This is a genomic window from Martelella mediterranea DSM 17316, from assembly GCF_002043005.1.
Classification (GTDB): domain Bacteria; phylum Pseudomonadota; class Alphaproteobacteria; order Rhizobiales; family Rhizobiaceae; genus Martelella; species Martelella mediterranea.
Genome location: NZ_CP020330.1, coordinates 253381 through 274802, shown reverse-complemented (window position 1 = coordinate 274802; position 21422 = coordinate 253381). Strand labels below are relative to the sequence as shown.

The window sequence follows — 21422 nt, the reverse complement described above, 5'->3', positions numbered from 1 at the left end:
ACCCATGTCCGAAATCGTCCTGTCGATGCGCGACGTCTCCAAAACCTATCCGGGCGTGAAGGCGCTGGATGGTTTCAGCTTTGATTGCCGCGCGGGCGAGGTTCACGCCATTCTCGGCGAAAACGGCTCGGGCAAATCCACCCTGATGAAGATCGCCTCCGGGGCGATCGCGCCCAATGGCGGCACGGTCGAGATCGCGGGGCGGATGCTGGAACGCGCCGATCCGCGACAGGCGCTGTCCTACGGTCTAGCGACTGTCTATCAGGACGACAGTCTGGTGCGCGAACTCACGGTTGCCCAGAACCTTTATCTCGCCACCGCGCCCGGCGAGGTGCCCTATCGTGCCATGACGGCCTGGGCGGAGGAGAAGCTCGCGCCCTTCGGTCTCGGCATTTCTCCCAGAAGCCTGGTCGGCGATCTCACGCCCGCCCATCGCCAGTTCGTCGAGATCGTCAAGGCGCTGCTGTCGCGGCCGCGCGTTCTGCTGCTCGACGAGCCGACCTCGACGCTCGACCATGACGGGGTGGTTCATCTGAGCCGGATCGTGCGCGAACTCGCGGCGGAAGGCACCGGCATCGTCTATGTCAGCCATCGCCTGCCGGAAATCCTCGACCTCGCCGATCGCGTCACCATCTTGAGGGACGGCGTCCATGAGGGCACGTTCGAGGTCACCAGCGAGACCTCCGAGCACGAGTTGGTTTCGCGCATGATCGGCCGCGATGTGGAAAGCGAATATCCGGCAAAACCCGGCACAATCGTGCATGATCCGGTATTGGTCGTGGATGGTCTGAGCGGTCATGGCTTCGACGATATTTCCTTCGTCGCCCATCGTGGCGAGATCGTCGGCTTTGCCGGCGCCGAGGGCAACGGCCAGCGCGAGGCGCTGCGCGCCATTGCCGGCCTTCATCCGAGCCATGCCGGAACCGTGACCTGTCTCGGACGCGCCGTGGACGTCACCGAGCCGCGCCACGCGCTGCGCTCCGGCGTGCTCTGCCTTTCGGCCGACCGCGCCGGGGAATCGATCTTTCCCGATCTCGGCGTGCGCAAGAACATGACGCTGCCGCGGCTTCGTGATTTCGTCCGGCGCGGCCTGGTATCGTCACGCGACGAGCAGCGCCGCGCCGAGGAAATGCGCGACGAGTTCGGCGTCGTCGCCGCCACACTGGAGACGCCCGTCAGCGGGCTTTCCGGCGGCAACCAGCAGAAGGCGGTGCTGGCGCGCTCGTTCCGTGCCGAGGCCGATGCCGTGCTGATCGACGAGCCGACGCAAGGGGTCGATGCCGGCGCGCGCCACGATATCTATCAGGCGATCCGCGCCAATCTCGGCAAAAGCGGCACGCTGGTGATCAATTCCTCCGACGCCCAGGAGCTTGCCGGCATCTGCGACCGGGTGTTGGTGTTTTCGCGCGGGCGCATCGTTGCCGAACTCACGGGCAAGGAGGTGACGGAGGAAAACATCGTCTCCGGCTTCCTGCGCGCCCGCGATGCCAAGCAGGCAAGCGAGGAGGCACCAGGCGCGCTATCACAGGTGTTCCGCACGCTGATTTCGGGCTCGAACATCTGGTGGGTGCCGCTGGTCTTCCTCGCATTGTTGACGCTGATCGTCGGCGGCTATGCGGCGATGGAGAGCAAGGTGTTCCTGCGCACCGTCAACATCCGCTACATTCTGCTGGCGACCGCGCCGGCGGCGCTCGCGGCCATGGCGCAGCTCCATGTGCTGCTCGTCAGGGGGCTCGACGTCTCGGTCGGCTCGATGATGAGCCTCACCGTGGTCGCCGCCTCCTACATGATCGCCTTCCAGATGCCGATCCCGATGCAGATCCTCGGCGTTCTCGCCTGCCTCGGCATCGGTCTGGTTGTGGGTCTCATCAATGGCAGCCTGATCCGCTTTGCCAATATCAACGCGGTGATCACCACGATTGCCATGCTCTCCGTTCTTCAGGGCGCGGCGCTCTTGGCGCGTCCGATCCCGGGCGGCATGATCTCGCAGGAATTCACCGGGCTGATGAAGGAGCGGATCGGCTTCCTGCCGGCCTCGATCTTCGTGCTCGTCGCCGTTGCCATGGCGCTCGATTTCTGGCTGCACCGGACCCGTTCGGGTCTCGAGGCCAAGGCGGTCGGGTTTCGCGAGGTCGCGGCCCAGCGCAACGGCGTGCGCGTCAACCTCGTCCATGTCCGCGCCTATGTGTTCGCCGCGCTGATGGCGACGGTCGCTGGCTTTTTCCTCGGCTCGGAAGTCGGGGTCGGCGCGCCGACGGTTGGCGCCAATTACGCGCTGACCTCGATCGCGGCTGCGGTTCTTGGCGGGGCGGCGCTTTCGGGCGGTCGCGGCTCGTTCGTCGGCGCGCTGTTCGGCGCGCTGTTCTTCGCGCTCATGGTCAACGTCATCACGCTTCTCGGGCTTTCCACCGCGTTCGGCATCATCGCCGGCGGCGTCATGACCCTGCTTGCGATCTTCCTTTATTCCGGGCTCGGCGAGCTTGAGGCGCTGCTGCTCTCGGCCATGCGACGGCGCAGGGTGGTTGCGCCGGCCGAGAAGCGAGCGGCGTGATGCCGGCCCGGACCTCCAACAGCGATGAGGATAAAATGACCGAAACAAGCGTCATGTCATCATATCGGCCCACTTCACGGGCCGGGCGCGGCGGCAAGGGACGGGTGCCCGTGATCCAGATGCAGTTCGCCGCGATCTGGATCGCGCTTGCCATACTGGTGGCGCTCTGTGCTCTGTTCCTGCCGCGCAGCATTTCCGGCACGTCGGTCACCAGCATCCTGCCGTTCGCAAGCTTCCTCGCCATTGCCGCCATGGGGCAGGCGCTGGTGCTGATGGCGCGCGGCATCGATCTGTCCGTGCCGGCGATCGTGACGCTGTCGAGCACGGTGCTGCTCGGAACGTCCGGCGGCGCGGAAGGCTCGGCCGTGATCGGCACGGCGTTGGCGCTGGCCTTCGCCATGATGGTCGGCCTCGTCAACGGCGTGCTGGTCGCGTGGCTGAAGCTGAACGCGCTGATCGTGACGCTGGCGACCGGCGCGATCGTGGCCGGTCTCACGCTCTGGTATCGCGGCTCGCTTCCGGCGGAAGCCGGGGTGCCGACCGTGCTTGCCGAATTCGGCGAGGCCCGCTTTCTGGGCCTCAACACCACGATCTGGATCACGATCGCGCTGACGCTGGTGCTGACCGTCCTCCTGCGCCGCACCCAGCTTGGACGCCGGTTCGAGGCCGTCGGCGCCAATCCGCGCGCGGCCTATGCCACCGGCGTCGAAATCCGCCGCTATCAGGCGGGCGCCTTCGTCGCCGCTTCGCTGCTTTACGGCATTGTCGGCGTGCTGCTCTCGGCTTTCATCCGCAACCCGACGCTCGATGTCGGCAATCCCTATCTCTTGGCCCCGATCGCCGCGGCGGTGCTCGGCGGCACGGCGATTTCCGGCGGCATCGGCTCGATGATCGCGGTGGCGGGCGCGGCCCTGTTCCTCACCCAGCTCGGACAGGCGCTGAAGGTGCTGGGTCTGGAAACCTCTTGGCAGATGATGTTCCAGGGCGTCGCCATCGCGCTCGGCATGTTCCTCTCGGAAGTGCAGACCCGCAAACGCCGGGGCGGGTAGAGCCCGGACAGACCATCGATTTTCCCCGGCGGGTTTTCCCGCTGGTTCTGCCGGATGCCTCGGGGCGGCTTCAAAAGCCGGGTGACCGGGATTGCGGGCCATGGACCTTTGCCGCCCGAGCGGCTATGGATTCGCCATGAAAAAAGACGATCACCTTTTCCTGATTGACGGCTCGGGCTTCATCTTCCGCGCCTTCCATGCGCTGCCGCCGCTGACGCGCAAATCCGATGGCCTGCCGGTGGGCGCGGTTTCCGGCTTCTGCAACATGCTGTGGAAGCTTCTGACACAGGCGCGCGACACCTCCGTGGGCGTCACGCCGACGCATCTGGCCGTGATCTTCGACTATTCCTCGAAGACCTTCCGCAAGGAGATTTACCCGGATTACAAGGCCCATCGCCCGCCGCCGCCGGAGGACCTGGTGCCGCAATTCGCGCTGATTCGCGAGGCGACCCGCGCCTTCAACCTTCCCTGCATCGAGATGGAAGGCTATGAGGCCGACGACATCATCGCCACCTATGCCCGGATGGCGGTGGAAGCGGGCGGTGACGCCACCATCATCTCTTCCGACAAGGATCTGATGCAGCTCGTCGGCCCCAAGGTCCACATGTATGACGGCATGAAGGACCGCCAGATCGGCGTGCCGGAAGTGATCGAGAAATGGGGCGTGCCGCCGGAAAAGATGATCGACCTGCAGGCGCTGACCGGCGATTCGGTGGATAACGTGCCCGGCGTGCCGGGCATCGGGCCGAAGACGGCGGCGACGCTGCTGGAGGAATTCGGCGATCTCGACAATCTGCTGGCCAATGCAGAATCGATCAAGCAGAACAAGCGCCGCGAAAACATCATCGCCAGCCGCGACCTGGTGCTGGTCTCGCGCCAACTGGTGACGCTGAAGCAGGATTGCCCGGTCGACGTGCCGCTCGATGCGCTGTCGCTGGAGCCGCAGGACGGGCCGAAGCTGGTCTCGTTTTTGAAGGCGATGGAGTTCAATTCGCTGACCCGTCGCGTGGCCGAGGCGACCGGCGCCGAGGCGCAGGCGATCGAGGCCGCGCCCGTCGACGTCGAATGGGGCGCTGACGCCCACGGGCCCGACCTTGATCCGGGTGAGGGCAAGGCGCCGGCCGCAGTGACCGCGCCCGGTGCGACCGACGGCAAGCGCCCGGCGGACCTCGCCGCGGCAAGGGCGGCGCGGTTTGCATCGCTGCCGATCAACCGCGACAACTACGAGACGATCCGCGATCTGACTGCGCTCGAAGGCTGGATCGAGACCGCGCGCGAACGCGGCCTTGTCGCCTTCGACACCGAGACCACCTCGCTCGACGCGATGCAGGCCGAACTCGTCGGCTTCTCGCTGGCGCTCTACGACGAGGACGCCGCCGATGACGGCGCGGTGATCCGCGCGGCCTATGTGCCGCTCACCCACAAGGCCGGTCAGGACGATCTGCTCGGCGGCGGGCTTGCCGAGGGGCAGATTCCGTTCGATGCGGCACTCGCCGCGCTGAAGGGCCTGCTCGAGGACGAGGCGGTCATGAAGATCGCCCAGAACCTCAAATATGACTACCTGGTAATGCTGCGCCACGGCATCACGGTGAAGAATTTCGACGACACCATGCTGCTCTCTTACGTGCTCGATTCCGGCATGGGCGGGCATGGCATGGACGCGCTTTCGGAAAAATGGCTCGGCCACCAGCCGATCCCCTACAAGGAGGTTGCCGGCTCCGGCCGCAACATGGTCACCTTCGATTATGTCGATATCGACCGCGCCACGGCTTACGCGGCGGAAGACGCCGATGTGACGCTCAGGCTCTGGCTGGTGCTGAAGCCCCGGCTTGCCGCCGAACGGGTGATGACCGTCTACGAGCGGCTCGAACGGCCGCTTCTGCCGGTGCTGGCGCGCATGGAAGAACGCGGCATTTCCGTCGACCGGCAGATCCTGTCGCGGCTTTCCGGCGAGCTGGCGCAGAAGGCCGCCGCGCTCGAGGATGAAATCTACGAACTGGCGGGCGAAAAATTCAACATCGGCTCGCCCAAGCAGCTCGGCGACATCCTGTTCGGCAAGATGGGGCTTCCCGGCGGCAAGAAGACCAAGAGCGGGCAGTGGTCCACCGCCGTGCAGGTGCTGGACGATCTCGCCGCAGAGGGGCTGCCGCTGCCAAGCCGGATCGTCGACTGGCGGCAGATGACCAAGCTGAAATCGACCTATACCGATGCGCTGCCGGGCTATATCCACCCCCAGACCAAGCGCGTCCACACCTCCTATTCGCTGGCCTCGACCACGACCGGGCGGCTGTCCTCGTCGGAGCCGAACCTGCAGAACATTCCGGTGCGCACCGCCGAGGGCCGCAAGATCCGCACCGCCTTCATCGCCAATCCGGGCCACAAGCTGCTGTCGGCCGACTACAGCCAGATCGAGCTTCGCGTGCTCGCCCATGTCGCCGATATTCCCCAGCTCCGCCAGGCCTTCGCCGATGGCATCGACATTCATGCGATGACGGCATCGGAAATGTTCGGCGTGCCGGTGGAAGGCATGCCGGGCGATGTGCGCCGGCGCGCCAAGGCGATCAATTTCGGCATCATCTACGGCATCTCCGCCTTCGGGCTCTCCAACCAGCTCGGCATCGAGCGCTCGGAGGCGAGCGACTATATCAAGCGCTATTTCGAGCGCTTCCCCGGCATTCGCGATTATATGGAAGCCACCAAGGAACGGGCGCGCGATGTCGGCTATGTCGAGACGATCTTCGGCCGCAAGATTCATTATCCGGAAATCAAATCCTCCAACCATCAGGTCAGAAGTTTCAACGAGCGCGCGGCCATCAACGCGCCGATCCAGGGCTCGGCCGCCGATATCATCCGCCGCGCCATGACCCGGATCGAGCCGGCGCTCGGCGAAGCCGGGTTTGCCGAGCGGGCGAAGATGCTGCTTCAGGTCCATGACGAACTGATTTTCGAGGTCGAGGACGACGCAGTCGACAAGACCCGCGCCGTGATCGTCGACATCATGGAAAACGCCGCCATGCCCGCCGTTTCGATGGCGGTTCCGCTCAAGGTCGATGCCCGCGCCGCCCACAACTGGGACGAGGCGCACTGAGTTTTTTGGAGAAGGAATGGAAATGAACCCTGCGCTCGCGGCCTATGGCGCCCTCGGTATCGCGATCGTCTGCGAGGTGATCGGCTCCACCCTTCTGCAGAAATCCTATGGCTTCACCCGGCTGTTGCCCACGATCGGCGTCGCGGTGTTCTACATCATCGCCTTCTTCTGCCTGTCGCAGGCGCTGAAGACGATACCGCTCGGCGTTGCCTATGCGATCTGGGCCGGTCTCGGCATCGTGCTGACGGCGGCCGTCAGCGTCATCGTCCTGCGCCAGAACCTCGATCTTGCCGCCTGGGTCGGCATTGCCATGATCGTCGGCGGCGTGCTGGTGATGAACCTTTTCTCCAGTGCCGCCGGGCATTGACCGGGCAATCCGCGAAAAAATCGGCTCAGATTACTGATTTGTAACGAAACGGGGCGCTCGCTTCCCTTGAATCGACACATTTCGAAGTACATCTAATAACCAACGGCGCTTGATCACGCCGCTGTTCGAAGAAGGCCCGTCCCCCGCCTCTTCGGACAAAAGGACAAAGGCTCCATCCCCCTCTCCGGCCTTTGTCCCAAAAAGCAGCCGCCATGGTCAGTCCCCCCCTCCAGGCCATGGCGGCTTTTTCTTTGCCCGCTTCCCGCCCTGATCGAGGTTTTCATTCGCCGCTTGCTGGCCTATGGTCCGACCATGATTTGCCCGCCTATCGGAGGTTCCCCATGGCCCAGCTAGACGCGATTTTGAAGCGCGCCGACGACAACCTGCCCTCAAGCCTCGACAAGCTGTTCGCCCTTCTGCGAATTCCGTCGATCTCCACCGATCCGGCCTACAAGGAAAAATGCGCTGAAGCCGCTGACTGGCTGGTCGCGGAGTTGAAGACGCTCGGTTTTCTCGCCGAGGCCCACAAGACCAAGGGCCATCCGATGGTGGTGGCGACCAGCGAGAACGCGCCGGAAGGCGCGCCGCATGTGCTGTTTTACGGCCATTACGACGTTCAGCCCGTCGATCCGTTGTCGCTGTGGGAAGACGATCCCTTCGACCCCAAGGTCAAGGACAGCGCCGCCGGCACCAAGGTGATCACCGGGCGCGGCACCAGCGACGACAAGGGCCAGTTGATGACCTTCCTCCAGGCCTGCCGGGCCTATCGCGAGGAAAATGCCGAACTGCCGGTGAAGATCACGATCATGTTCGAGGGCGAGGAGGAATCCGGTTCGCCATCGCTGCCGGCCTTCATCGAGGAGCATGGCGACCTGATCAAGGCCGATTTCGCGCTGGTCTGCGATACCGGCATGTGGGACCGCGAGACGCCGGCGATCGCGGCGACGCTGCGCGGCCTTGTGGGCGACGAGGTGGTGATCAAGGCCGCCGACCGCGATCTCCATTCCGGCTTTTTCGGCGGTGCTGCGGCGAACCCGATCCATATCCTCGCCGATATCCTCGCCGGTCTGCATGACGAGAACGGCCGGGTGACGCTGCCGGGCTTTTACGACGGCGTCGAGGAAACGCCAGAGGACGTCAAGAAAGGCTGGGAACAGCTTGGCGAGACCGATAGCCGTTTCCTCGGCGAGATCGGGCTTTCGGTGCCCGCCGGCGAAAAGGGCCGCTCGGTGCTGGAACTGACCTGGACGCGGCCGACGGCCGAGGTCAACGGCATTACCGGCGGCTATACCGGCGAGGGCTTCAAGACGGTGATCGCGGCACAGGCCTCCGCCAAGGTCTCGTTCCGCCTCGTCGGCACACAGGACCCGGTGAAGATCCGCGAAAGCTTCCGCGCCTATGTGCGCTCGAAACTGCCGGCAGATTGCAGCGCGGAATTCCATCCCCATGGCGGTTCGCCCGCGATCCATCTCGATTACAACGCGCCGTTCCTGAAGAAGGCGCAGACGGCGCTTTCGCAGGAATGGCCGAAACCCGCCGTGGTGATCGGCATGGGCGGCTCAATCCCGATCGTCGGCGATTTCCAGCGCAAACTCGGCATGGATTCGTTGCTGGTCGGCTTCGGCCTCAACGACGACCGCATCCATTCGCCCAACGAGAAATACGAGCTGACCTCCTTCCACAAGGGCATCCGCTCCTGGATCCGGATCCTCGACGCGCTTTCGCGATGAGCGCGGGCCCTCAGTTCATAATCTCTCCCCTTGAGGGAGAGATGTCCCGACAGGGGCAGAGAGGGGTGAAATCTTTCCGTTCGTTCGGAGCTTGCGGCTTATGCCCATACCCCTCTCTGTCGCTTTCGCGACATCTCCCCCTCAAGGGCAGGGCTATCGCATATGAGCGATCATTGAGATTAGGAAGGTATCGTCCCATCCGGCTTTTTTCATTTTGCGCCGGATGGACGCCTTGTCCGGGTGGTGTCGGATGATGTTGAGAGCGAGCTTGCGAAGGATCGAGAGGTTCCGGGGCCCGTGATCCTTTCGGTTTCTGGCGGCGTCTTCGCAGAAGGCGACGTCGAGCACCCAGTGCAGTTGGTTCTCGATCGTCCAGTGCGCTCTGGCGATGTCCAGAAAGGCGGTAGCGCTGACTGACCTGGACAGCAGGAAATGTCGGATGTGACGCGTTTGCCGGCCATCGGGCTCCACCCGGATGCTTTCAAGCCGTGCGATCGCCTTGACGCCGGGAAAATCCATTCCTTCCGCCTTGACGATGACGGCGCGTCGGGTTTCGGTTCTGTCATGGGCCTTGCCATCGGCCTTTTCGGCTCTGTCGGGGTTGCTTTCCTTTTCAAGCAGGGCGATCGCCCGGTTGAGAAGGCCGGTTGGTTGCCCTTGAGTGCAAGCGCATAGTCGGCGCCGGTCTTGAGAATGGCAGAGGCTGTGTCTGCCCTGCAATGCAGCGCGTCAGCCGTGACGATGCAGCCATCCAGCGACAAGCATGAAAGAGCTTGCAGAACGCCTTTGACTTCACTGCGGCCCGGCGCGAGCTGCTGGCCGATGACCATGCGCTGGTCGGCGGCCCAGATGTTGACCAGATGCAGGGGCGAGGCCTTGTCGCCGCGTTTGTAGGCCCCGCGCACGGCCTTGCCGTCGATGGCGATGACGCCGCTGATGGATTTTGCGAAAGCCTGCGCGAAGCGTGCAAAGACCGTTTCGAAAGCCTCAGGGTCGATATGTCTGAAAACATTCGAGAAAACGTCGTGACTGGGAGTGCCGTAAGGCAGAGGCACGATCTCCTTCAAAAGCTTGTGCTTGGAGACGCCAAAGTCGGCCATGTCCTGACAGGTTTCGGCCCCGCACAGCACCGCGGCCAAGGCAATGAACAAAACGCTGTTCAGCGAATAGCGGACATTGGCCGCCCGAGGGTCCGGAACCGACCCGAAAAGAGACGCAAATCCGTCCATCCAACCCTCCACAACAGAAAGGCTGAAGATGAATCGATTTGCGTCAAATATTCAATAGCTTAAAAGCCATACGCGATTCCCCTGCCCTCAAGGGGGGAGATTGTTTTCTGCATGACGCGTGAACCAAACTGGGGCTGAAAGTTGTTGAAAGGCTTCAAAGCAAACTGGGCAGAAAGCTGGAAGGTTAATGGGGCAGAGCCTGTCATGCGCGACGCCAACCCGTTCAGCCTGCGTTAACCCTCGTTGATATCTTTTGCCGCAATGCGTCTGCCGAACCACCCGCGCCTTAATACCACCTTAAAGTGACCGGGGTAGACCGGAGACGGAAACGAAAGGTGCCTGCGGCCCGTCATGGCAAGCAAGAAGAACAAGCGCGAAAGAACCGAACCCTCGCTTTTCGGCCTTGGCGGCGGAGCGCCGGCGAAGCCTGCCAAAAAGAAAAAACGGAAGTCGAAGAAGAGGGCGCGCGCCGCGTCCGGCGGCGGTCTGATGCGCGCATTCCGCTTCGTGTTCTACTGGGGCATGGTCGCCGCCGTCTGGGGCGCGATCGCGGTTGTCGGCATCGTCATCTATTACGGTTCCAAACTGCCGCCTGTCGATGAATGGGCGGTGCCGGACCGCGCGCCCAACGTCAAGATCGTCGCCACCGACGGCTCGCTGATCGCCAATCGCGGCGCGACCGGAGGCGAGGCGCTGTCGCTCGACGAGATGTCGCCCTTTATCTCGATGGCCGTCGTCGCCATCGAGGACCGGCGTTTTTATTCCCATTTCGGCGTCGACCCGGTCGGCATCGCCCGCGCCATGATCACCAATCTCCAGCATCGCGGCCTCGTTCAGGGCGGCTCGACGCTGACCCAGCAATTGGCCAAGAACGTGCTGCTCTCCCACGCCCAGACGCTGGAGCGCAAGGTGCAGGAGGCGCTGATGGCGCTGTGGCTGGAGCATGAATACACCAAGGATCAGATCCTGGCGATGTATCTGAACCGGGTCTATTTCGGGTCTGGCGCCTATGGCGTGGAGGCGGCCTCGCAGCGCTATTTCGATAAATCCGCCCGCGATGTGACGCTTGGCGAGGCGGCGCTGCTGGCGGGGCTTCTGAAAGCGCCGTCGCGGCTTTCGCCCGCCCGAGATCCGGAGGCGGCGGAAGAGCGTGCCCAGGTGGTGCTGGCCGCGATGCACGACCAGAACATGATCGACGACAGCGACATGACGACCGCCATGGCCCGCGAGCCGACGCGCGCGCCAAGCTACTGGACCGGGCCGGAAAACTACGTCGCCGATATGGTGATGCAGCGTCTCGAGCCGATGATCGGCGAAGTGAAGACCGATATCTTGGTGACCACCACGATCGACCCCGGTCTCGAACGCGCCGCCGGCGAAAGCCTGAAGAGCGCGCTTGATGCGAACGGCGAGAAGGACCGGGTAGAGCAGGGGGCGCTGGTTTCCGTCGATGCCACCGGCGCGATCCGGGCGCTGGTCGGCGGGCGCGATTATTCCAAGAGCCAGTTCAACCGCGCCGTGACCGCCAAGCGCCAGCCGGGCTCGGCGTTCAAACCCTTCGTCTATGCCGCCGCGCTCGAAATCGGCGACCGGCCGGGCTCGGTCAGAAACGATGCGCCGATCACCATCGACGACTGGACGCCGGAGAACTATGAGAAGACCTATTCCGGCCCGATGACGCTGACCAATGCGCTGGCCCATTCCGTCAACACCATCGCCGCCCAGCTTGTGATGGAGGCAAGCCCCGGCTATGTGGTGGACGTTGCCCACAGGCTCGGCATCACCTCGGATATCACCGCCAATGCCTCGCTGGCGCTCGGCACCTCGGAGGTCTCGCTCTTGGAGCTGACCGGCGCCTACACCGCCTTCATGAATGGCGGTTTCAAGGCCACGCCCTACCTGATCGAAAGCGTGAAGACCGCGGGCGGGCAGTCGCTCTACCAGACCGTGCCGCCGGCGCCTGAGCGGGTGCTTTCGCCCCAGACCGCAGCGAACATGAACGCCATGATGATGCGGGTCGTGACCGAGGGCACCGGCAAGGCCGCGCAGATCCCCGGCTGGCAGGTCGCCGGCAAGACCGGCACGACGCAATCCTCCCGCGATGCGCTGTTCGTCGGCTTCACCGCCAACCTGACCACCGGCGTTTGGGTCGGCAATGATGACAATTCCCCGATGCGCCACGTCACCGGCGGCAAGCTGCCTGCCCGGATATGGCAGGATTACATGGCGACCGCGCATCGCGGCCTGCAACCGCAGCCGCTTTATGGCGGCGGCAGAATTATCGAACCGAGGGCTGCGCCGCCGGCAAATGACAATGACCCGAAGACGCTGGTCGAGCTTCTCGGTCAGCTCGGAGAAGAGCCGCCGCCCGCCGCCGCCGCGCCCTCGACGCCGAAGCGGCGGACGCTGATGCAGATTCTCGGCGGCGGGTGAGGCGGCGGAAAGCCTCCGCTCCGCAGGCGCCGGCGTTGATTATTTTCGTCCTGAATTGCGTTTCAGGTCTCTCGTGTTTCCGGTTTAAGGGTTATGTCGCCCGCATGTATCCAACCGGGGGTTCTCATGCTGAAATTTCTATCTGTAACGTGTGGGCTGTTCCTGTCGCTCGCCTCTCTTGCCTGTTCCGCTGATGCCGTCGGGTTTCGCGATGCCGAACTGGACGGAACCCGGCCGCTTCACGTCGCCATCTGGTATCCGGCCGCGGGCGGAGGCGATGCGACGGTCGTCGGCGAGAATCCCGCATTCTTCGGGGTTCCCGCGATCCGGGACGCAGCGCCTGGCGCCGGCGAACATCCGTTGGTGGTTCTCTCCCACGGCTATCGCGGCAGCTGGCGCAATTTGAACTGGCTGGCGGGCTCGCTTGCCGAAAAGGGCTATATTGTCGCTGCACCCGACCATCCCGGCACCACGACGTTCGACACCGCGCCCGAACAGGCCGCCCGGCTATGGGAGCGACCGCATGACCTCAGCCGGGTCATCGATGCCCTGATTGCCGATCCCGGGCTGGGCGGGCGCGTGGATGAGGGGCGAATCGCGGCCATCGGTCATTCCCTTGGCGGATGGACGGTCACGGCTCTGGCCGGCGCCCGGTTCGACGCCGCCAGTTTCGAAGCGGATTGCCGGGCCCATCCGAATCCCCGGGTCTGCGGGCTATCGGCCGAGCTCGGGCTGCAAAATCCGGAACTCGAGACGGATATGGGCGATCCGCGGCTTGGCGCCTTCGTCTCTCTCGATCTCGGCATGGCGCGCGGCTTCACCCCGAAGAGCCTTGCCGCCGTGGATATTCCGGCGCTCGTCATCGGCGCCGGCACCGATATAGGCGATCTGCCGGCAGAGCTCGAAAGCGGCTATCTCGCGCAATATCTGCCGGCCGCTTCCACAACATATGTCGAAATTCCCGATGCCATGCATTTCAGCTTCATGCAGCTTTGCAAGCCGGGCGCTGCCGCTTTGATCGAGGAGGAGACGCCGGGCGAGGGGATCGTCTGCAAGGATGGCGGTGCGCGCGGCCGCGAGGATATTCACCGCGAGGTGCTGGTCCTTGTTGAGAGCTTCCTTGATACGGCGATACCGGCAGCTCCTTGAGGGCGCCTTTCAAGCATTAATGAGGCAGGGCAAGCGGGTCCTATGCCCCTGAAACCGTCCGCTCGAACCGCCGGTCGCGCGCCCTGAGCAGCTTGCGCGCCTTCTGGATCAGCCGCCGCTTGCGGGCCTCGCCGGCGGTCTCCGCCCAGGGCGTCAGATTGCGATAGTCCCAGTAGAGCTCGGTGAAGGGGTGGGTGCATTTGGTGTGCCAGGGCTTTTTGACATCGGTGAAATGCACGATCGAGGGCGCCCGCGCCGCCTCATAGGCCTCCTCCTCGCTATAGGACGGCTCCAGCGGATTGGCGCGATAGATGCGCGTGCCGGCGTTCCACGACAGCGGCAGGATTTTCGCGTCATTCTCGAACAGGATGTTGAGCAGGTCCTGGTCCTGCGAGACGATATAGGGCCCCTTTCTGCGAAAGGCCGAAAGCACGTCGTCCGCGATATCCATCTCCCGGAAACGGGCGATGTCGAACACCATCACGCCGGCATTGAAATAGCGGTGATCGGCAGAAAGCTGCAGCCGCCGCGCCTGGTGGAAGCCGGCGTCATCCGGCGCGCCGGCGACGGGATGGCCTTCGAGATCAATATCCCAGAGGTTTTCGAGCGGCTCGACGACGATCGTGTCGGCGTCGATATAGATGGCCTTGTCCACCTCTGCCGGCAGGTAGCGGTGCATCACCAGCCGGTAATAGGTGGCGATCGAGACATAGTCGCGGTTGAGCGGCAGAAAGCGGAGATCTCGGTCGTCGATATCGGCGAATTCGAGCCGGCCGCCGGCCGCCGTGACCGTTTCGGTGAGCTTGGATCGGTTCGCCTCGGAAATATTGCCGCCATTCAGAATGAAGAAACGCAACCGACCGGGCGTTTCGGTCGTCTTCAGGGCGGAAAGCATCGTTACCGCGGCATGGGGCGCGTAGCGGTCATCGACGGAGAGCACCACATTGATGTCGTCGCCCTCAGCCGTTGCCCGGGCCGCGACGGCATCGCGCTTGCGCCGTGCCGTTTCAAGTACCTCTTCGGGGGCGACTTGCGGGCGGGGCCGCATGCCCCAAGTCAGCGGCAGTTCCCGAACCCTGGCATCGTGAACGGCCTTGGCGTAATGCACATAGGCGTTCGTCAGATATTCCGAAAGGAAGCCCCATATCCTTTTCTGGTAGGGGTCATAGCCGCTGGTATCGATCCGCTGTTCCGCCGTTTCCAGCGTTTCGAACAGGAAATCGCAATACTCCTGGAACAGCGGTTTGCGCATCACCGTGATGCTGTTGAAGAAAACCTTGCGGCCGGCCAGTACCTGCACCAGAAACGGGTAGATCGCCGGGAAACGGGCCTTCACGATCTCCTCGACGATCTCCATGTCCTTGGCGTGATGCTGGTGGGCATAGAATTCGCCGGCCGACATCAGCACCTCGGGCAGGCCCGGCAGATAGATATCGCGCATCTGCGGCGTCAGGATATCGGCGCCTTCGCAGGCCTTCTCGATGAGATCGTCCTTCCAGCCGTAGCGCTCGATCTCGCGTTCGGTGACCTCAGAGAAAGCAAGCCGCTTGGGCGGCTTTTCGGCAAACACCAGCAGGCGGCGGTAATGCATCAGGCCATAGAACTCGGCATCGACATTATGCCTCATCCAGTAAAGCGCCGTCAGCTCATTCCAGCTGACGTTCTTCTCCGAGATATTGACGCCGGTATCATCCCCGATCGCCTCCGGAAATGCATGTCGCCCCAGCGCCCGGCCGGCCTGGATGGGATTGAGATACCCGGTTTTGATCAGCGGCGCCGCTTTGAAATAGACGACGGAGATGAAGATGTTTTTCAAGGCAACGCGTTCCTGATGTTCACCGATATTCCCTTACAGGATTTCACATGCGTCTGCCTATGGCCAGGGAGCGCAAAGGCGACAGCTCAGCAGGGCGGACCGCGTAAGTCCACATATAATCCACGCCGCGAGTCTGACATTGAAACATCATATAGCAATTTGCGAAGGCAACTTGTTCCCCCTCGCCACCTCGTGTAATCGGAAGCACGGGAATTTTATGCGAGACCGGGGGCCGGCCATGGACATTCAGAAACTCGACATTGCAGGGCTTCTGCTCATCACGCCCCGCCGTTTTGGCGATGAGCGCGGGTTCTTCTCCGAAAGCTGGAATCGCAAGGTGCTTGCCGGCCACGGCATCGATATCGATTTCGTTCAGGACAATCATTCGCTTTCCAAGACGGTGGGCACGGTGCGGGGGCTGCATTTTCAGGCGCCGCCGCATGCGCAGGCGAAGCTGGTGCGGTGCGGACGGGGCCGGCTCTTTGATGTGGCGGTGGATGCGCGCAAGGGCTCGCCGACCTTCGGCCAGTGGTTCGGGGCGGAGCTTTCCTTCGACAATGGCAAGCAGTTGCTGATCCCCGAAGGCTTTCTGCATGGCTTCATGACGCTGGAGCCCGATACCGAGATCATCTACAAGTGCTCGGATTACTATGCGCCGGAATGCGACGGCAGCGTACGCTTCGACGACCCTGATATCGGCATCGACTGGCCGCTCAAGGATATCGACTTCACCGTTTCCGCCAAGGATCGCGATGCGCCGTCCTTTGCGGATTTCGACAATCCCTTCACATTCTGAGGTCCGCTCATGAAACTCCTGGTCACCGGCGGGGCAGGCTTTATCGGTTCGGCCGTGGTGCGGCTTGCCGTCGCGCGCGGCTTTCACGTCGTCAATCTCGATGCGCTCACCTATGCCGCCTGTCTCGACAATGTCGCAAGCGTGGCCGACAGCCCGCTTTACGCCTTCGAGCAGGCCGATATCCGCGATCGCGGGGCACTCGATCGCGTGTTTGCCAACCATCAGCCCGACGCCGTCATGCATCTGGCGGCCGAAAGCCATGTCGACCGGTCGATCGACGGGCCGGGCGATTTCATCGAGACCAATATCAACGGCACCTACAACATGCTGGAGGCGGCGCGCGCCTATTGGGTCGCCCGTGGCCGGCCCGAGAGCTTCCGCTTCCACCATATCTCGACTGATGAGGTGTTCGGCTCGCTTGGTCCGGAGGGCATGTTCACCGAAGAGACGCCCTACGATCCGCGCTCGCCCTATTCGGCCTCCAAGGCGGCATCCGACCATCTGGTGCGCGCCTGGCACGAGACCTATGGCCTGCCGGTGCTGGTCACCAACTGCTCCAACAATTACGGGCCCTATCACTTCCCCGAAAAGCTGATCCCGGTGGTGATCCTCAATGCGCTCGCCGGCAAGGCGATCCCGGTCTATGGCAAGGGTGAGAACATTCGCGACTGGCTCTATGTCGAAGACCATGCCGACGCGCTTTTGACCGTGATCACCAAGGGCAAGGTCGGCCGCAGCTACAATGTCGGCGGCGAGAACGAGCGCACCAATCTGGAACTGGTGCGCACCATCTGCGCCATTCTGGACGAGAAGCGGCCGCGGGAAAACGGCAGCTATGCCGATCTCATCACCTTCGTCACAGACCGGCCGGGCCATGATTTGCGCTATGCGATCGATCCGGCGCGGATCGGCGCGGAGCTCGGCTGGCGCCCCTCGGTCAGCGTCGAGGAGGGGCTTGCGAAGACCGTCGCGTGGTATCTCGACAATGAGGCATGGTGGCAGGCGTTGCAAAGCCGCAAGGGCGTCGGCCAGCGGCTCGGGGTGAAGGCATGATCCTGGTTTTCGGAGAATCCGGCCAGGTCGCGACCGAGCTGAAGCGAATCCTGCCGGATGCGGTGTTCCTGTCGCGGCAGGAGGCCGATCTGGCGAACCCCGCCGCCTGCGCCGCGGCAATTACCGAGCACAGGCCTGCCGCCGTCATCAACGCAGCCGCCTATACCGCGGTGGACAAAGCCGAGAGCGATGAGGAAACGGCGCTGAACGTCAACGCCACGGCGCCCGGCGCGATGGCGCGCGCGGCAGCGGGGCTCGGCATTCCGTTTGTTCACATTTCGACCGATTACGTTTTCGCCGGCACGGGCGAGAAGCCGTTTTCGCCGGACGATCCGACGGCGCCGCTCGGCGCCTATGGCCGCACCAAGCTTGCCGGCGAACAGCTTGTGGTGCGCGCGGGCGGCCCGTTCGCGGTGCTGCGCACAAGCTGGGTGTTTTCCGCTCATGGCGGCAATTTCGTCAAGACCATGTTGCGGCTCGCCGAAAGCCGCGACAGCCTGACCATCGTCGCCGATCAGATCGGCGGGCCGACCTCGGCGCGCGCGATCGCGCTTGCCTGCAAGGTGATGGCCGAGCAGCTGATCAACAACCCGGAAAAATCCGGGATTTATCATTTCTCCGGCGCGCCGGATACGAGCTGGGCCGATTTCGCGCGCGCGATCTTCGAAATGGCGGGCAGGGCGGTCACGGTCACGGATATTCCGACCTCGGATTATCCGACTCCGGCCAAGCGGCCGCTGAATTCGCGGCTCGATTGTTCGGCGCTGTCCGCCTTTGGTCTCGCGCGACCGGACTGGCGGGCGGATCTCGCGCAAGTGTTGACTGAACTGGGGGCAATATCATGAAGCCACGCAAGGGCATTATTCTGGCCGGCGGGTCGGGCACGCGGCTTTATCCGCTGACGATGGCGGTTTCGAAGCAATTGATGCCGATCTACGACAAGCCGATGATCTATTATCCGCTGTCGGTGCTGATGTTGACGGGCATCCGCGAGATCGCGATCATCACCACGCCGGACGATCAGGACCAGTTCAAGCGGCTTCTGGGCGATGGCAGCCAGTGGGGCCTGAGCCTCACCTTCATTACCCAGCCGTCCCCGGATGGACTTGCGCAGGCCTATATTCTCGCGGAAGATTTCCTCGATGGCGCGCCATCGGCGATGACGCTTGGCGACAACATCTTCTTCGGCCATGGCCTGCCGGAACTGCTGGCCGCGGCCGATGCCAAGACATCCGGCGGCACGGTGTTCGGCTATCACGTCGCCGATCCCGAGCGCTACGGCGTGGTCGCCTTCGACAGGGAAGGCAAGGCGAGCCAGATCATCGAGAAGCCGGAGGTGCCGCCCTCGCATTATGCCGTGACGGGGCTTTATTTCCTTGATGGCGAGGCCCCGGAACGCGCCCGCGCCGTCAAGCCATCGCCGCGCGGCGAACTGGAAATCGTCACGCTGCTGGAGAGCTATCTGCACGAGGGCAAGCTCGCGGTGGAACGGATGGGGCGCGGCTATGCCTGGCTTGATACCGGCACGCATTCGAGCCTGCTCGATGCCGGCAATTTCGTGCGCACGCTTTCGGTGCGCCAGGGCATGCAGTCCGGCTGTCCGGAAGAGATCGCCTATCGCAACGGCTGGATCGATGCGGAAATGCTGCGCCAGCACGCCGAGACCTTCCGCAAGACCGACTATGGAAGATATCTTTTCGAATTGCTGACAGCGGAGCATCAACTCGGCTGATCCGCGCTCAACTTGAGCGAAAAAAAAGACCCGGGCCTGGGCCCGGGTCGCTGAGGCCATCTTGCTGACAGATGACCACATTTGGCAGGACTTCCCTCAGGCGGCCTTGCGCGGATGGCGGCCTTCTTCGACCTCCTCGACGATCTTGTCCACGAAGGCCGGCAGGTCCTTGGGGTTGCGAGACGTGATGATGCCGTTGTCGGTGACCACCTCGCGGTCGACCCAGTTGGCGCCGGCATTTTTCATGTCGGTGCGGATCGAGGGATAGGAAGTCGCCTCGCGCCCCTTCAGCACATCGGCCTCGACCAGCATCCACGGGCCATGGCAGATGGCAGCGACGATGCGGCCGGTTCTGACGAATTCCTTGACGATCGCGACAGCCTTGTCGCTGGTGCGCAACACATCCGGGTTGATCTGGCCGCCCGGCAGCACGATCGCGTCATAATCGGCGACATTGACGTCATCCACCGTCAGGTCGGCGTCGACGCTGTCGCCCCAGTCCTTCTCGTCCCAGCTCTTGATCGGGCCCTTTTCGAGGGACGCGATGGTCACGGATGCCCCCTTCTGCTTCAGGCTATCGAGGGGCACGCGCAGTTCGGAGCGTTCATAACCATTGGTGGCCAGAATAAGAATCTTGGATTGCGTAATGCCAGGCATGGTGGCCTCCTGTGTTGTTTCGCGTTCAAGGCGGCGGCCCTTCCGGGCTTCGCCATCTGCCGGGTAAACGCCTCAAAGGCGCGGGCGTTCCAAATTTTCGACGCGCCGCGCAATGGTTCGGCGCGGGAAATCAGAACGGCCCTATGCCGGGTTTTCGGCTTTGGAATTAACCAGGATGCCGAAGGCGGCTTGTTGGCGGGCGTTAACCTCGGTCAATGCGATGCCGCGGGAATTCGGCTCAGGTCCATTTCGAAAGGACCCTTCAGGGCGCAAGCCGGGGGAGCTCCCTTGTCAGCCGGAGGACCGCACATGACCGATCAGACCACGCCGCCGGGCGAACCGGCGCCAGAGCTTACATCCCGTTTTCCGACAGCCTACACGATCCTGTTTCTTCTGATCGTGTTCGTGGCCGCGCTGACCTGGATCATTCCGGCCGGCCAGTATGACCGGGTGATGAATGAGGAGGTCGGGCGCGAAATCGCGGTCGCCGGCACCTATCACGAGGTCGATCCCAACCCGCAGGGCTTCGTCGACGTGATGCTGGCGCCCATTGCCGGCTTTTACAATCCCGACAGCTATGCGGCCAACGCCATCGACGTGGCGCTGTTCGTCCTGTTTCTCGGCGGCTTCCTCGGCGTGGTGAATGCCACCGGCGCGATCGACAAGGGGATCAGGGCGGCGATGTTCGACATGAAGGGACACCAGATATGGATCATTCCGATCATGATGGGTCTTTTCGCGCTGGGGGGCACCACCTATGGCATGGCCGAGGAGACGCTGGCCTTCTACGCGATCCTGATCCCGGTCATGATCGCGGCGGGCTACGACGCGGTGACGGGCGTCGCGATCATCCTGATCGGCGCGGGCATCGGCGTGCTCGGATCGACGATCAACCCCTTCGCCACCGTGATTGCCTCCAATGCGGCAAGCATTCCCTTCACCGACGGACTGATCCTGCGGTTGGTGCTACTGCTCGGCGGTCTTGCGATCTGCGCGGCCTATGTCATGCGCTATGCCCATCGGGTCAGGACCGACCCGTCGCGCTCGGTCGTCGCCAAACAGCTTGAAGCGCATAAAAAGCTCTTTCTTCAGGACAGGTCCGGGGAAGAGATCGAGGCGAAGCTGAGCGGCATCCAGAAGATCGTTCTGGTGATCTTCGCCGCCACCTTCGCGGTGATGATCTGGGGCGTTTCCAGCCAGGGCTGGTGGATGGCGCGGATGAGCGCGCTGTTCCTCGGTTCGGCCATCGTCATCGGACTGATCTCGCGGCAGGGCGAAAAACACCTCACCGGTAATTTCGTTGACGGCGCGCGCGATCTTCTGGGCGTAGCGCTCGTGGTCGGGCTGGCGCGCGGCATCGTCGTCATCATGGAGAACGGGCTGATCGCCGACACGATCCTGCACGGCGCCGAACAGACGCTTGGCGGGCTCGGCGAGCTGGCCTTCATCAATGTGATGTTCTGGATCGAGCTCGGCATGAGCTTCTTCGTCCCGTCATCATCGGGTCTGGCGGTGCTGTCGATGCCCATTCTGGCGCCGCTTTCCGACTTTGCCGGCGTCGGCCGCGACCTTGTGGTCACGGCCTATCAGTCCGCAAACGGGCTGGTGAACCTGATCAACCCGACCTTCGCAGTGGTCATTGGCGGGCTTGCCATCGGGCGGGTGTCCTATGACCGCTGGATTGTCTTCATCTGGCCGCTGATGCTGATCCTGCTGATCTTCATCTCGGTCGTGCTGAGTATCGGTGCATTGTTTTGAAAGAGCGGTCGCTC

Annotated in this window: 14 protein-coding genes and 1 pseudogene; 12 read left to right on the top strand and 3 right to left on the bottom strand. The window is 63.2% G+C overall.

Features of this window, described 5'->3' with window-relative positions; all coding sequences use genetic code 11:
- The first annotated feature begins 4 nt into the window (after positions 1–4).
- The 5 genes from Mame_RS01290 (at position 5) to Mame_RS01270 (ending at position 8785) form a co-directional block, all read left to right on the top strand.
- Positions 5–2551 (top strand): ATP-binding cassette domain-containing protein, encoded by a 2547-nt coding sequence (locus Mame_RS01290; protein ID WP_018064747.1) that lies wholly within the window; start codon positions 5–7, stop codon positions 2549–2551.
- Between the two features lie 35 nt (positions 2552–2586).
- Positions 2587–3600: an ABC transporter permease gene (locus Mame_RS01285; RefSeq protein ID WP_210162246.1), complete on the top strand. Its 1014-nt coding sequence runs from the start codon at positions 2587–2589 to the stop codon at positions 3598–3600.
- Between the two features lie 136 nt (positions 3601–3736).
- Positions 3737–6688, top strand: a complete 2952-nt coding sequence (polA, locus tag Mame_RS01280) for a DNA polymerase I (protein WP_026173462.1) — start codon at positions 3737–3739, stop codon at positions 6686–6688.
- 22 nt (positions 6689–6710) lie between these two features.
- Positions 6711–7055: a DMT family transporter gene (locus Mame_RS01275; protein WP_026173463.1), complete on the top strand. Its 345-nt coding sequence runs from the start codon at positions 6711–6713 to the stop codon at positions 7053–7055.
- Between the two features lie 341 nt (positions 7056–7396).
- Complete coding sequence (locus Mame_RS01270; protein ID WP_018064751.1) at positions 7397–8785, top strand: M20/M25/M40 family metallo-hydrolase; 1389 nt, start codon at positions 7397–7399, stop codon at positions 8783–8785.
- A 153-nt stretch (positions 8786–8938) separates the two neighbouring features.
- Here the strand turns inward: Mame_RS01270 and Mame_RS01265 are convergent.
- Positions 8939–10014: pseudogene (locus tag Mame_RS01265) on the bottom strand (ISAs1 family transposase).
- Between the two features lie 351 nt (positions 10015–10365).
- Between Mame_RS01265 and Mame_RS01260 the strand changes: the two are divergent.
- Complete coding sequence (locus Mame_RS01260) at positions 10366–12447, top strand: transglycosylase domain-containing protein (RefSeq protein ID WP_018063313.1); 2082 nt, start codon at positions 10366–10368, stop codon at positions 12445–12447.
- Between the two features lie 126 nt (positions 12448–12573).
- A complete protein-coding gene (locus Mame_RS01255; protein ID WP_018063314.1) occupies positions 12574–13596 on the top strand; it encodes an alpha/beta hydrolase family protein in 1023 nt (340 codons plus the stop codon).
- Between the two features lie 40 nt (positions 13597–13636).
- Here Mame_RS01255 and Mame_RS01250 read toward each other — a convergent pair whose 3' ends face one another.
- Positions 13637–15412 carry a DUF4422 domain-containing protein gene (locus tag Mame_RS01250; protein ID WP_018063315.1) on the bottom strand — a complete coding sequence of 592 codons (1776 nt, stop codon included), beginning with the start codon at positions 15410–15412 and terminating at the stop codon, positions 13637–13639.
- 238 nt (positions 15413–15650) lie between these two features.
- Between Mame_RS01250 and rfbC the strand changes: the two genes are divergently transcribed.
- The 4 genes from rfbC to rfbA are packed head-to-tail and all read left to right on the top strand — an operon-like array spanning position 15651 to position 18993.
- Complete coding sequence (gene rfbC / locus Mame_RS01245; protein WP_018063316.1) at positions 15651–16208, top strand: dTDP-4-dehydrorhamnose 3,5-epimerase; 558 nt, start codon at positions 15651–15653, stop codon at positions 16206–16208.
- 9 nt (positions 16209–16217) lie between these two features.
- Positions 16218–17261, top strand: a complete 1044-nt coding sequence (gene rfbB / locus Mame_RS01240; protein ID WP_018063317.1) for a dTDP-glucose 4,6-dehydratase — start codon at positions 16218–16220, stop codon at positions 17259–17261.
- Positions 17258–18106 carry a dTDP-4-dehydrorhamnose reductase gene (rfbD, locus tag Mame_RS01235; RefSeq protein ID WP_018063318.1) on the top strand — a complete coding sequence of 283 codons (849 nt, stop codon included), beginning with the start codon at positions 17258–17260 and terminating at the stop codon, positions 18104–18106. The genes rfbB and rfbD overlap by 4 nt, the downstream gene beginning before the upstream one ends.
- The gene (gene rfbA, locus Mame_RS01230) at positions 18103–18993 is read left to right on the top strand and encodes a glucose-1-phosphate thymidylyltransferase RfbA (RefSeq protein WP_018063319.1); all 891 of its coding nucleotides are present in this window, start codon (positions 18103–18105) and stop codon (positions 18991–18993) included. The genes rfbD and rfbA overlap by 4 nt, the downstream gene beginning before the upstream one ends.
- Positions 18994–19089: 96 nt before the next feature.
- On the opposite strand, the gene Mame_RS01225 is transcribed toward rfbA, so the two are convergent.
- A complete protein-coding gene (locus Mame_RS01225; protein WP_018063320.1) occupies positions 19090–19650 on the bottom strand; it encodes a type 1 glutamine amidotransferase domain-containing protein in 561 nt (186 codons plus the stop codon).
- Between the two features lie 309 nt (positions 19651–19959).
- Between Mame_RS01225 and Mame_RS01220 the strand changes: the two genes are divergently transcribed.
- Entirely contained in the window at positions 19960–21408 is a 1449-nt protein-coding gene (locus Mame_RS01220; protein ID WP_018063321.1) for a YfcC family protein, read from the top strand.
- Positions 21409–21422: the final 14 nt, after the last annotated feature.